We start from the raw sequence: 11,882 nt of genomic DNA on the forward strand, positions 1-11,882 counted from the left end.
TAGAGCGTCGGCAACCGCTCATGTCCGGTACTCGCCACATGGCCGGCACAAGACCGAGCCGCGCGACAGGACCGGCCGCTCGCCTATGTGCGGTGCTTGTGCAGTTCGATGGCCAGGGGTGCGGCGGTGAACATCGAGGAGTACGTGCCCACCGCGAACCCGATGAGGAGGGCGAGGGCGAAGTCGGTCAGGGTGTCGCCGCCGAGGACGGCCAGGGCGGTGAGGATGAATGCGGCGCCCATGCCGGTGTTGACGGTGCGGGGCAGGGTCTGCAGAAGCGCCTGGTTGGCGACGCGAGTGAAGGGCGTCTTGCGGTCATGGCGGCCGAGTTCCCTGATCCGGTCGAAGACGACGACGGAGTCGTTGACGGAGTAGCCGATGACGGTCAGCAGCGCGGCCAGGAAGACGCCGTCGACGGGCTTGCCGAGCCAGGCGAAGATGCCGATGAGGATCACGACGTCGTGGGCGAGGGCGGCGACCGCCGAGGTGCCCAGCAGCCAGCGGAAGCGTGCCGCGAGATAGATCAGCTGGGCGGCGAGGGCGACAGCGAGGGCGATGAGGGCGCCTTGGCGTAGTTCCTTGCCGAGGCTCGGCCCGATGGCTTCGTCGCGGATCTTGTCGGCTCGGTCCGTCAGGTTGGTGATGGTGTCGGTGATGGCCGCTGCCTGGGTGTTGCTCAAGTGGTGGGTGCGGACGGTGAGTTGGTTCTCGCCGGAGGTCTGGACGACTGCCCGGGGGAATCCCGCGTCGGCGAGCGCGGTGCGGGCCCGGTCGGCGTCGACGGGGGCGGATGTGGTGTATTCGATGAGGCGACCACCGGTGAATTCGACGCCGAGGTCGAGGCCGCGCACCGCGATGCCGGAGGCGGCGAGGACGAGGGCGGCGGCGGACGCGGCCAGCCACCGGCGCGGGTGGCGCATCAGGTTCGGGTTGGTGCGCGCGAGGCGATCGCGGACGGTGCCGGTGTGAGCGATGCCGGTGAGGTGGGGGCGGCGGCGCAGTCGGGGGTGAGCGACGGTGTAGTCGGCCAGGGCACGGGTGATGACGAGGGCGCTGAGCATGGAGGCGAGGACGCCGATGCCCAGCGTGACGCCGAACCCGCGCACAGGTCCGGAGGCGAGGAAGAACAGCAGGCCGGCGGCGATGAGGGTGGTGATGTTGGAGTCGGCGATCGCGCTGAAGGCCCTGCGGAATCCGGCGGTCAGGGACGAGCGTGGGGTGGGTCGGTGGCGAGAGGCGTACTCCTCGCGGGCGCGTTCAAAGACGAGCACGTTGGCGTCGACCGCCATGCCGATGGCCAGCACGAAGCCGGCGAGGCCGGGCAGGGTGACGGTGGCGCCGAGGGCGGCGTAGGAGATGAGGCCGTAGCAGGCCAGGGCGACGGTGGCCAGGGCGCCCATGAGCCGGTACACGGCGATGATGAACAGCGAGGTCAGGGCGGTACCGATGGCGGCGGCCCAGACGCTGGCCCTGATGGCTTCCGCACCCAGGGTGGGGCCGACGGTGCGCTGCTCGACGGTCTCGACCGGCACCGGCAGGGCGCCGCCGTTGACGAGCAGGGCCAGCTCTTTCGCTTCGCTGTCGTTGAAGGTGCCGGTGATCTGGGTGGAGCCGCCGCTGATGCCGGACCGGCAGGCGACGGACGGGGCGACCTGCGGCGAAGAGATGATCTTGTCGTCCAGGACGATGGCGACCCGGCGGGCCGGGTCTCCGGCCGCGTGGCAGGCGGCCTCACCGGTCAGGCGGGCCCACCCCTGTTGGCCCGATCCCCTGAAGTCGACGGTGACGTGCCATCCGGCACCGCTCTGCTGATCGAATCGGGCCGCTGCCTTCTCGACGTCCTCGCCGGTCAGTGAGGGCGCCCGAAGGCGCAGAAGGTGGCCGGACTCGTCGGCCATCACCTGCTCGCGGGGGCGCTTGGGCAGCGGTTCGGGCGCGTCGTCGGCGTTGGTTGCCGTGCCGAGTATCTGGTGGAAGGTGAGCTGGGCGGTGCGGCCGAGCACGTCGGCCGCCTTGCGGGGATCTTGCAGGCCGGGCAGTTCGACGACGATCCGGTCGCTGCCGGAGCGGGCGATGCCGGGTTCGGCGACACCGAGCGCGTCGATGCGGCCGCGCAGCACCTCCACGGTGCGGTCCGTCGCCTCACCGTCGACGTCGGCAGCGGCGGTGGGGCGGGTTTCCAGCACGATCTGGGTGCCGCCCCGCAGATCGAGTCCGAGATGGACGGGCACGGTGAGCGCGACGTACAGGGAGAGGGCAACGGCAGCAAGGGCGATCAGCCCTCTGATGTGCGGGGATCGGTTCACAGCGGGCCTCCGGCAGGCACACCGCGGCCAGGTCGGTGGCTGCGGTCGAGAGGGAGAGGAAGAGAGTCAGGTGCCGGAGAGCGAGGGCGGTGCCCTGACCCCGTGCCGAAGTGCCGGTTGCTCCGACGCGGGCGGGCCTGCTGCCGAAACCGGGGGTTGCGCGCGCCGGAGCCGGTCGGTCGCTGGATCAGGTGACGCGCCCGGGGCAGAGACCGGCGGCGCATGGCGCTCGCCGGTGGCATCCCGATGGCTCCTGATCGCGGCGGTGGTGACGGCCGGGTCCGCGCTGTCCGCGTACGGCTCACCGTGCGCCGACTCCTCGGCCGCGAGCAGCGTGCCGACCGGTGCGCAAGGGTGCGTAGTGCCCAGGGCGGGCGGGCTGAGCAGAGTGACGAGGAAGGCGAGGAGGGCCGCCAACGCCAGGCCCGGGCCGGGGCCTCGGGTGCGCGAGACAGTGTGCGTGAAGCGGGCCACCAGCGCCCCCTTTCCCTGTTGGTGGCCTTCCCGCCCCGGGCAGACCGGCAGTCAGCAGGCTCAGGCTTGGATGAGGCCCGCGCGGATCGCGTAGCGGGTGAGTTCCAGCCGGTCACGCAGGCCGAGCTTGTGCAGCAGGTTCTCCCGGTGCCGGTGGACGGTCTTGATGCTGATGAAGAGCATCTCGGCGATCTCCTTGGACGAGTGGCCCTCGGCCACGAGCTTGAGGACCTCCTCCTCGCGTGGGGTCAGCACCTGATCGGGCGGCTCCTCGCCGTGGCGGACGCGGTCGAGGTAGTTGCGGATGAGCGCGGTGACCGCGCCCGGGTAGAGGAAGGGCTCGTCGCGCATGGCGGCGCGGCATGCCGCCACCAGGTCGCGGTCGGCCACGGACTTCAGCACATATCCGCCGGCGCCGGCCTTCAACGCCTGGAAGAAGTACTGCTCGTTGTCGTGCATCGTCAGCATCAGCACCCGTACGCCGGGCTTGAGCGCGAGAAGTTCCCGGGTGGCCTGTAGGCCGGTCATCCGGGGCATGGCGATGTCCATCACCGCCAGGTCGACCTCATGAGTGCGGGCCAGCTCGATGGCCTCCGCGCCGTCCCCGGCCTCGGCGACGACCTCCAGGTCCGGCTCCCGGTCGAGGATGAGCCGCACCCCACGACGTACCAACGCATGGTCGTCGGCGAGGAGGATACGGATCACGGATGTGTGTGGCGTGGTCATGGCTGCTTCCTGAGGGGCACGGTGAGCCGGACCGTCGTACCGGTCTGCGGCTGGGAGGTGACATCCAGAGTGGCCCCGATCAGCAGGGCCCGCTCGCGCATTCCGCGCATTCCCGCTCCTTCAGGGGCCGCCCCGGTGCCGCGGCCGTCGTCGACGACGGCCAGCACCACCGCCTCGCCGGTGTGGCGCAGGCTCACCTCGACCTGGCCGGCCTCCGCATGACGGGCCGCGTTGGTCAGGGCTTCCTGGGCGACGCGGTACAGCACCAGCTCCGTCTGATGGTCCAGCACGGGCAGACCGGTCTCGAAACGACGCACCACACGCAGCCCTACATGGGTGGCGAACTCGCCGGTCAGCGAGGTCAGCGCGCTGACCAGACCGAGGTCCTCCAGTACACCGGGCCGTAGCCGACGCACCAGGCGCCGTACCTCGTCCAGGCTCCCCCGGGTGATCTCCTGCACTTGTCGCAGGTCACCGCGCAGGGGCTCGTCCGCGTCGTCGGCGGCCCGCTCCAGCGACAGCAGGATCGCGGTCATGCTCTGGCCCACCTCGTCGTGCAGTTCCTGGGCGATGCGGCGCCGCTCCGCTTCCTGCGCGAACAGGGCGCGGGCACTACTGGACGCCCGTTCGTGCTCGAGGCGCTCGAGCATGGCGTTGAAGGTGCGGATCAGTTCGGCGGTCTCCCCGCGTCCCCCTTCCGGCAGCCGTTGCCCGGGACGCAACAGATCGACGGTGGCCATCAGCCGGGTGAGCCGGTCGAGCGGGGCCAGACCGATCCGTAGCAGGGCCGCGTTGGCGACCAGCATGACGACCAGGCCGGACACGAGAATGATCGCCTCGGTCAGGACCACCGGCACGGAGACGGTCACCGGCGCCCACAGCAGCAGCGCGGTGGCGCTTCCCAGCACCACCGCGTTGAGCGCGAAGATCCGCCAGAACAGGGACACCGGGATGACGCCTTTCTCCGTGTGACACGGCGTTGTCTCTACTGTCGGTCACGGCGACCCCGAGCGTGGGCTGCGTCCGCTGGTTCTGACCGGTCTGCCGTCCAGGCTGCCTGCTGCCGGTCCGCGCGGCCATGGGCTCCCATGCCCATTTCCTGCACCTGGCCTGCCCACGCCGCGATGGGCCACGGGACATGCCACAGATGGGTATCGCGCCCGATGGGCTTTGCGCCGCGTCGCGGCCACGGTAGAGGCATGAGCCGCCGCCCCTGACTCCCTGACCGACGCCGCCATCTCTTACGGAATCACGGAATCGGAAACGCGGAATCGCCCGCAATCACGGAATCACGGAATCACGGAATCACAGAAGAAGGATCTGCCATGTCACTCGATACGCCCCGGACCGAAACCCATCGTGAGCGGCTGACGGCGCACGAGGCCCTTCAGCGCCTCGAAGACGAACGTGCCTCCCGCCTCACCCAGTTGCGGGCCATCGGGCAGGCCGGGCCGGACGCTGAGGAACAGGTGGCGTCCACGCACAAGGACACCCTTCAGCGAGTCCTCACCGAGATCGAGGCCGCCTTCGCGCGCGTCGAGGACGGCAGCTACGGCACCTGCCGCAACTGCACCAGGCCCATCCCTGTCGAACGCCTGGAAATCCTGCCCTACACGCCGTTCTGCGTGCCCTGCCAGCGCGACACCGTCTGACAACCGGCCGCCCGACCTCCCTCCCTGTCCCGCCCTGCCCAAGGGGTGAATCGGTGAACCACCAGATCATCGACGACCGCGACGCCGCTCTCTCGATCGAGGACTTCGCCGCACTGCGCGCGAACCTGCACGAACAGCGCCTGTTCCGCCAGGAACAGCTGCAACAACTCTCAGGCCCCGCCGCGACCCGCGCCGACGCGCGTCTCGCTCGGCAGGCCTCCTCACAGATCGAGGTCAGCGTCCAGCTCGCCGCCTCCGCCCGCATGGTCCTCGCCGACGTCGAGGCCGCCCTCACACGCATGGACGAGGGCCAGTACGGCACCTGCCATCTGTGCCGGGGGCACATCGCCCGCGAACGACTGATGATCGTGCCGCAGGCCCGCTACTGCGCCCGATGCCAGCAGGTCAGGGAGGCCGGCCGATGACCACCGCTCCCAGTCCCGTGGCGGCCCGGCACCGACCATGGCCCTGGTGCCGGCAGTGCACCGGCATCGCCCTCGACCTGGGCAGCGCCCGCACCCGCGCCTGGATGTCCGGACGGCGAAGCATCCTCGATGCGCCCACGGTGACCGTCCCGGGTGACAGCGCCACTCACCCCATCCGGCGCGGCACCATCGTCGACACCCCCGGAACCGCCCGCATGCTGAACCGGCTGCTCGGTCACCGCCTGCCCCGCTTCGGCCGCCCCCTGCTCATCCTGACCACACCCGTACTGGGCGGCATCGCCTACCGGGCCGAAGCGCGCACCGCGGTCGAGGTCCTGCGCCCGCGCACGGTCCTGACCGTCCCCGCCGCGCGCGCTGTGGCCATGGCCGCGGACACCGACCTGACCCACCCCCTGCTCGTCCTGGACGTCGGCGCCCACCTCACCGAGGTGACGCTCCTGACCGACGGCGCGGTGACCGACGCCCGCCACACCGCCCTGGGCACGGGCGACCTGAGCACCAGCGACCTGAGCACCGGCGACCTGAGCACCGGTGACCTGGAGGGCACCCCGCCCGCACAGATCACCGACGCGGTCGTCGTGATGGTGACCGCCATGCTGGACCAGGACCACACGTCCCAGACACGCGATGCCCTGCGGCGCGGGGTGCTCCTCGCCGGTGGGGGCGCGCTACGACCCGACATCACCCACCACCTCACCCGCGGGCTCCGCACTCCCGTCCAGACCGTCCCCGCTCCGCACACCGCAGCGGTCCGCGGCGCCGCGCGACTCCTGCAAGCCGCCCACGCCCACCCCTCCGCCACCGGAATCCCCGACCTCGCGCACCCCCATTGATCCATCGCCCCCTCCCCGGCAAGCGCCCAGCGAGGCTGCCACGTTCCTGCGGAAGGAGAGACACCGTGGCCCGTGCAACACCCCCGGCACACCCCCCGGCACACCCTCCCGAAGAGCTCCCGCGCATCCTGCTGTGGCGCTGGCGGCGCAACCCCCTGCGCCGCCGTACCGACCTCGCGCAGGCGTGGATCGCCGTCGGCCTGTTCCTTGCCGTGCTGGCCGCCACCCCCGTCGCCATGTTCCTGCTCGGCGACACCGCCTACCGCCACCACAAGGAGACCGCCCGGCGCCAGGCCGCCACCCGCTACGACACCCCCGCCGTACTGGTCCATGACGTCCCTCGCCATCCAGAGCCGGGATCGTACGAGGCGAAGAAGACCCTGTACCCGGCCACCGTCCGCTTCACCGACCCCACGGGCACATCCCGCACCGCGAAGACCGACGTCGCACCCGCCCTGACCGCAGGCAGCACCGTCCGTGTCTGGGTCAACGCCGACGGAAAGATCACCGACCCGCCTCTGACCACGGAACAGGTGCGCAACCGCGCCATGGGCTGGGCCCTCCTCGCCGCCATGGCCGTCCCCGTCCTCGGCGCCGCCGTCCATGGCTACGCCCATCGCAGGCTGGAGCGGCACCACCTCGCCCAGTGGGACGCGGCATGGGCCGATATCGCCCCCCGGTGGACCACGTCTCGCTGACCTGCCTGCGCCCACCACGGTCTCGCGCTGGACCGGGGAGTTCGGCGGTCGATTCGGGGCCGACCCGGGTACGTGCGGAGAGCGGGCCGAGGCGCGGACGCGAGTGCCGGGCAGGCGGTGTCTCACGTACTTGGAGCCGGCTCGGCCTCGGCAACCCGTGCCGGCGCGCACGCCGCTTCAGCCCTGTCTGCCCTGTCAGCTCTGTCGGCTCTGTCCGTGCGTCACTTCTGCTTTCCGCGGCCGGTGAGCACGTCGCGCAGGCGGTCGACCATGCCGGTACCGGGCGCGAGGAGTTTGTTCGCGGGTGGGGTGTCCGGCGCGGACGGGTGCGGGCGGGTGGGAGCGTGCTGCTTGGCCGAGCGGACCTTCTCACCGAGCTCCTCCAACGCGTCGGCGGAACAGACGTCGGCCAGCAACGGGAAGAGCCGGTTCTCCTCGTCGCTGACGTGCGCCGTGACGGCGTTCTTCAGTCGCAGGATCAGCGTGTCGAAACGCCCGTCCCCCGGCTGGCAGCCTTCGAGCTCCTTCAGCATGCGCTCGACTTCACCGTGGTCGGCGATCTCCTTGTCGGCGAGGTCGTCTCCTCCGTCGACGTACCGGCGCACCGTCGGGTACAGGTACTCCTCCTCGGCCACCTGGTGCCGAATCAGCTCCATGGTGAGCCGGTCCGCCAGTACACGTCGCTGCTGGTCGGCTCCCGGCAGCGCTTCGATCTGCGCGAAGAGGTCGTCCACCTCGCGGTGGTCCGTGGTCAGTTCCTGGATGACGTTTCCGCCGTGTGCCATGGGTTCTCCACTCCTTGTCGTATCCAGATACCTGCCACGGGCGTACCGACGACCTCACGGCGGTCCGCCACTTCACTCCGGTGGCCGAGGAGGAGTCCGCGTGACGTGGATTTTTGGTTCCCGGCGCAGGACCAGGCCGCACCCGGGCCGGCCCGGGCCGATGGACCCGCCGTCCGACCACGGCGAGGAGTAGCCGGCCTCAGCGGGCGGCGCAGCCAGGTGAACGCCAACGCCCTCGTCCCTGCGCGCACCTACGGGGCACAGGTGGCACTCAGATACGGGGTTTGGGTCGCTCCGGAATGGTGAGGCGCCCGGGATGCACGAGCAACTTGTCACGGTCGCCCCTCGGGAAAGACCCGCAGCGCAGCGTCCGGCGGAGCGCGACGCCTACTTCGACAACATCAAGTATCTGGCGATCGTGCTGGTCGCGGTGGGACACGCGTGGGAGCCGTTGCGGGACGGGAGCCGGGGCGTCTCGGCGCTGTACCTGCTCGTGTACGCCTTTCACATGCCCGCGTTCATCGTCGTCTCCGGGTACTTTTCACGGAACTTCGACGCCGCCCCGCAGCGGCTGCGGAGGCTGGTGACCGGGCTGGTCGTGCCGTACGTCGTGTTCGAGACGGCGTACACGTTCTTCACCCGGTGGACCGACCAGGTGCCGGACCGGCCGGTGAGTCTGCTGGACCCGCTGTATCTGACGTGGTTCCTGGTGGCGTTGTTCGTGTGGCGGCTGACCACTCCCCTGTGGCAGCGGGTGCGTCATCCTGTGCCGCTCGCCCTCGCCGTGGCGATGCTCGCCACCCTCACGCCCTCCATCGGCGACGATCTCGATCTGCAGCGTGTCCTGCAGTTCCTGCCGTACTTCGTGCTGGGTCTGTGCCTGAAGCCGGAGCACTTCCGCCTGGTCCGTCGGCGGGCTGTACGGCTGGCGGCCCTGCCGGTGTTCGCGGTCGCGCTCGCGCTGTCCTACTGGGCCGTGCCGCGGATGAGCGGGGCCTGGTTCTACCACCGGGACAGCGCCCAGGAGTTGGGTGCGCCCGCCTGGTCGGGGCCGGTGATGACGCTGGTCACCTTCGGGTGCTCGCTGGTCCTGGTCGGGTGTTTCCTCGCCCTGGTGCCCGGGCGGCGGACCTGGTTCACGGTGCTGGGCGCGGGCACGCTCTACGGCTATCTGCTGCACGGATTCCTCGTCCAGGGGGCCCGGTTCTGGGGCTGGTACGGGCCCGCCTGGGTCCACGAACCGCTCGGCACGGTCGCGGTCGCCCTCGTCGCCGCCGCCGTCGTGACCGCCCTGTGCACCCCACCCGTCCGACGTGCCCTGCGATGCCTGGTCGAACCGGAGATGCGGTGGGCCTTCCGGCAACACACGGCCCAACCAGAGCGCGCTTGAGGGGAGTGGGCCGTACGGCGGAACGACCGCTCGGCACCGCCCCCGTCACCTCACCGCAGCCTCCGCCGCGACCGCACGGCGGGGCTTTCCGGTCCAGCAGCATGCTGCCCAAGCCGGGTGCACCTAGGGGGACTCGGCCCAATCACGGAACGTGCACCACGACCGCTCGGGCACAACCCCGGCCCCCTCACCACCGCCTCGGCGGCAACCGCCCAGTGGGCCTCCCAGCAGCGCACAGTCCAACCAGGCCGCGCCCAGGGGGACTTGGTCGTACGACGGAAAGGCGGCACGCCCGCTCGGCGCCCCCCCGGGCCCCTCACGGCCGCCTCGTAGCGACCGACGGGGGGCATTTCCAGCAGCATGCAGTCCAACCAGGGCACGCCCAGGGGGGACTTGGCCCGACGACGGAACGGCGGCTCCGGACGCCGTCCCGTCGTTCGTACCGGCCCTACTTCGACGGCCTCGTGGGTACCGACGGCACCGGGCTCGGTACGGTGGTCGGCTCCGCCGGGACGGGGCTCGGGACGGACGAGGGGTGCTGGTCCGGTACGACCGTCGGCACCGGGCTCGGCGCGGTCCCCGGCTCGGACGGCACGGTGGACGGCACCGGGCTCGGCTCGGACGGCCGCTCCGACGGCACGGGGGAAGGCACCGGCGACGGCACGGTCGAAGGCTCCGCCGAAGGCACCACCCCGGAAGCCTTGGACGCCGAAGCCGGCGCCGGCTTCGGCGTGGCGGAGCCGGTCGCGGCGCCTGCTACGGCGGCCCAGCCCGCCACGGCCACGGCGCTTCCCGCGAGGACGCCGATCACCAGGCGGCGGGTGGTTCGAATGCCATGACGCTTCGTCAAAACTGCTCCTCTGTCGTCGTGTCGATTGCGTGAGAGGAGTACGGGGCACCGACCGGGACGGGTTGCACGCATCGGCCGGACAACTTTTCTTCCGTGGGCGTGCAACCTCGCAGAGCCCCTCGCCGTACCTCTGAAGGACAGGTGTGGTCGGTTCGGCGGAGGGGCGGCGGGTGCGGGAAGCAGTCCGGGAGCGGGAGTTCCGGGAGTTCGCCGAGGCCCGGCAGGGGCAGCTCAGGCGCAGCGCGTATCTGCTGTGCGGGGACTGGCACCAGGCCCAGGACCTCACCCAGACGACGCTGATGAAGCTGTACGCCTCCTGGGGCCGGGTCCGCCGCGACGGCAACGTCGATGCCTACGCCCGTACGATCCTCACCCGCGTCTTCATCGACCAGTACCGCAAGCGGAGTTGGCGGGAGGAGCCGACGGAGGAGCTGCCCGAACCGGTGTCCGCGGAGCCGCCGGTCACGCCCGAGCTGCGGCTGGTGATGCAGGCCGCGCTGATGGAACTGCCGCCCCGCTACCGGGCGGTCCTGGTACTGCGGTTCTGGGAGGACTGGAGCGTGGAGCAGACCGCCGAGGCGCTGCGCGTGACCCCGGGCACGGTCAAGAGCCAGAGCGCCCGCGGGCTCGTCCGGCTGCGCGGGCTCGTCGAGGGTCTCGCGGGCGAGACGAGCGGGAGGTGAGGCGGCAGATGTACGACTCGGACGAGTACGGGGAGGGCGGCCACGTGCGGGGCGCCTTCGAGGCCATCCTCGACGGCTCGCGGGAGCCGGCCCTGCCCAGCGTCACCGACGCGGCCGTCGCCGGCGGCCGACGGATCCGACGCCGCCGTACGGCGGTCTCGGGCGCCGTGGGAGTGCTGGTGGCCGCCGTCCTCACGGCCGGGACCGTGGCCGCCCTGCCCGGCGCGGAACCCGGCCGTTCCTCGGTGCCGTTGGCCCCGGTGAGCGGTCCTCCGCCCACCACCACGGGCCCGGCGTCGCCGTCGGCCGTCCCCTCCGAACCGTCGGCCGTTCCGACGCCGTCGGGCGGCGCGAGCGGGAACGCGCCCGGCGACACCCCCCTGACGTCGCCTCTGCCGTGAGGAGCCGTGACGCCGTGAGGCCGTGACGCCGTCGGACCTGGGCAGCCGTGTGACAAGATGCTTCGGTCATGCCCCACCAGAAAGGGACGATTCCCATGTCCAGGGTCGAGCTGACCACTAATTTCGGCCGTATCGTCCTCGAGCTCGCCGACGCCGAGGCTCCCAAGACCGTCGAGAACTTCCTGAAGTACGTCGGCAACGGGCACTACGACGGCACGATCTTCCACCGGGTGATCAACGGCTTCATGGTCCAGGGCGGTGGCTTCACCCCGGACATGGTGCAGAAGCCCACGCTCGCGCCGGTCCCGAACGAGGCCGACAACGGTCTGAAGAACACCGCGTACACCGTGGCGATGGCGCGCACCAGCGACCCGCACTCGGCGACCGCGCAGTTCTTCGTCAACGTCTCGGACAACGAGTTCCTCAACTTCACGGCCAAGAGCCCGAACGGCTGGGGTTACACCGTGTTCGGCAAGGTCGTCGAGGGCCAGGACGTCGTCGACCAGATCAAGGGCGTGCGGACCGGCAGCAGCCGCGGTCACGGCGACGTGCCCACGCAGCCGGTGATCATCGAGTCCGCGAAGGTCGTCGACTGACCTCGCCGACCGACTGACGCGACCTGCGCGGTGCCGACGGCA

The 11,882-nt window shown here is 71.0% G+C and carries 14 protein-coding genes; 9 read left to right on the forward strand and 5 right to left on the reverse strand.

What is annotated here, in order from left to right; genetic code table 11:
• Positions 1-83: 83 nt before the first annotated feature.
• The 4 genes from secD to OG841_RS15770 all read right to left on the reverse strand — a co-directional run bounded on the left by secD (position 84) and on the right by OG841_RS15770 (position 4,453).
• Positions 84-2,306, reverse strand: a complete 2,223-nt coding sequence (secD, locus tag OG841_RS15755) for a protein translocase subunit SecD (RefSeq protein WP_371565788.1) — start codon at positions 2,304-2,306, stop codon at positions 84-86.
• A gap of 66 nt (positions 2,307-2,372) precedes the next feature.
• The gene (locus tag OG841_RS15760) at positions 2,373-2,780 is read right to left on the reverse strand and encodes a hypothetical protein (RefSeq protein WP_371565789.1); all 408 of its coding nucleotides are present in this window, start codon (positions 2,778-2,780) and stop codon (positions 2,373-2,375) included.
• 60 nt (positions 2,781-2,840) lie between these two features.
• Complete coding sequence (locus OG841_RS15765) at positions 2,841-3,506, reverse strand: response regulator (RefSeq protein WP_062046208.1); 666 nt, start codon at positions 3,504-3,506, stop codon at positions 2,841-2,843.
• Entirely contained in the window at positions 3,503-4,453 is a 951-nt protein-coding gene (locus tag OG841_RS15770) for a HAMP domain-containing sensor histidine kinase (RefSeq protein ID WP_328640904.1), read from the reverse strand. Before OG841_RS15770 ends, OG841_RS15765 begins: the two co-directional genes overlap by 4 nt.
• Positions 4,454-4,831: 378 nt before the next feature.
• Between OG841_RS15770 and OG841_RS15775 the strand changes: the two genes are divergently transcribed.
• From OG841_RS15775 to OG841_RS15790, 4 genes are all read left to right on the forward strand, one after another.
• A complete protein-coding gene (locus tag OG841_RS15775; protein WP_328640903.1) occupies positions 4,832-5,158 on the forward strand; it encodes a TraR/DksA family transcriptional regulator in 327 nt (108 codons plus the stop codon).
• Between the two features lie 53 nt (positions 5,159-5,211).
• Positions 5,212-5,583, forward strand: coding sequence for a TraR/DksA family transcriptional regulator (locus OG841_RS15780; protein ID WP_328640902.1), 372 nt, complete (start codon positions 5,212-5,214; stop codon positions 5,581-5,583).
• Entirely contained in the window at positions 5,580-6,437 is an 858-nt protein-coding gene (locus tag OG841_RS15785; RefSeq protein WP_328640901.1) for a rod shape-determining protein, read from the forward strand. The genes OG841_RS15780 and OG841_RS15785 overlap by 4 nt, the downstream gene beginning before the upstream one ends.
• 65 nt (positions 6,438-6,502) lie before the next feature.
• The gene (locus tag OG841_RS15790; RefSeq protein WP_365119425.1) at positions 6,503-7,135 is read left to right on the forward strand and encodes an Rv1733c family protein; all 633 of its coding nucleotides are present in this window, start codon (positions 6,503-6,505) and stop codon (positions 7,133-7,135) included.
• Positions 7,136-7,356: 221 nt separating this feature from the next.
• On the opposite strand, the gene OG841_RS15795 is transcribed toward OG841_RS15790, so the two are convergent.
• Complete coding sequence (locus tag OG841_RS15795) at positions 7,357-7,920, reverse strand: hemerythrin domain-containing protein (protein ID WP_328640899.1); 564 nt, start codon at positions 7,918-7,920, stop codon at positions 7,357-7,359.
• A gap of 316 nt (positions 7,921-8,236) precedes the next feature.
• Between OG841_RS15795 and OG841_RS15800 the strand changes: the two genes are divergently transcribed.
• From OG841_RS15800 to OG841_RS15820, 5 genes are all read left to right on the forward strand, one after another.
• Entirely contained in the window at positions 8,237-9,310 is a 1,074-nt protein-coding gene (locus tag OG841_RS15800; protein ID WP_365119423.1) for an acyltransferase family protein, read from the forward strand.
• 464 nt (positions 9,311-9,774) lie between these two features.
• A complete protein-coding gene (locus tag OG841_RS15805; RefSeq protein ID WP_328640897.1) occupies positions 9,775-10,149 on the forward strand; it encodes a hypothetical protein in 375 nt (124 codons plus the stop codon).
• Between the two features lie 181 nt (positions 10,150-10,330).
• Positions 10,331-10,843, forward strand: coding sequence for a SigE family RNA polymerase sigma factor (locus OG841_RS15810; RefSeq protein WP_371565792.1), 513 nt, complete (start codon positions 10,331-10,333; stop codon positions 10,841-10,843).
• Between the two features lie 8 nt (positions 10,844-10,851).
• The gene (locus tag OG841_RS15815) at positions 10,852-11,244 is read left to right on the forward strand and encodes a hypothetical protein (RefSeq protein ID WP_328640895.1); all 393 of its coding nucleotides are present in this window, start codon (positions 10,852-10,854) and stop codon (positions 11,242-11,244) included.
• 95 nt (positions 11,245-11,339) lie between these two features.
• A complete protein-coding gene (locus OG841_RS15820; protein ID WP_266559579.1) occupies positions 11,340-11,840 on the forward strand; it encodes a peptidylprolyl isomerase in 501 nt (166 codons plus the stop codon).
• Positions 11,841-11,882 lie beyond the last annotated feature (42 nt).

The sequence above is a fragment of the Streptomyces canus genome (assembly GCF_041435015.1).
In the GTDB taxonomy this organism is placed as follows: Bacteria; Actinomycetota; Actinomycetes; order Streptomycetales; family Streptomycetaceae; genus Streptomyces; species Streptomyces canus_G.

Coding starts and splice junctions, on each gene's coding strand:
- OG841_RS15765 (WP_062046208.1), bottom strand. CDS start 3,506: ATGACCACGCCACACACATCCGTGATCCGTATCCTCCTCGCCGACGAC.
- OG841_RS15775 (WP_328640903.1), top strand. CDS start 4,832: ATGTCACTCGATACGCCCCGGACCGAAACCCATCGTGAGCGGCTGACG.
- OG841_RS15785 (WP_328640901.1), top strand. CDS start 5,580: ATGACCACCGCTCCCAGTCCCGTGGCGGCCCGGCACCGACCATGGCCC.
- OG841_RS15795 (WP_328640899.1), bottom strand. CDS start 7,920: ATGGCACACGGCGGAAACGTCATCCAGGAACTGACCACGGACCACCGC.
- OG841_RS15800 (WP_365119423.1), top strand. CDS start 8,237: ATGCACGAGCAACTTGTCACGGTCGCCCCTCGGGAAAGACCCGCAGCG.
- OG841_RS15815 (WP_328640895.1), top strand. CDS start 10,852: ATGTACGACTCGGACGAGTACGGGGAGGGCGGCCACGTGCGGGGCGCC.
- OG841_RS15820 (WP_266559579.1), top strand. CDS start 11,340: ATGTCCAGGGTCGAGCTGACCACTAATTTCGGCCGTATCGTCCTCGAG.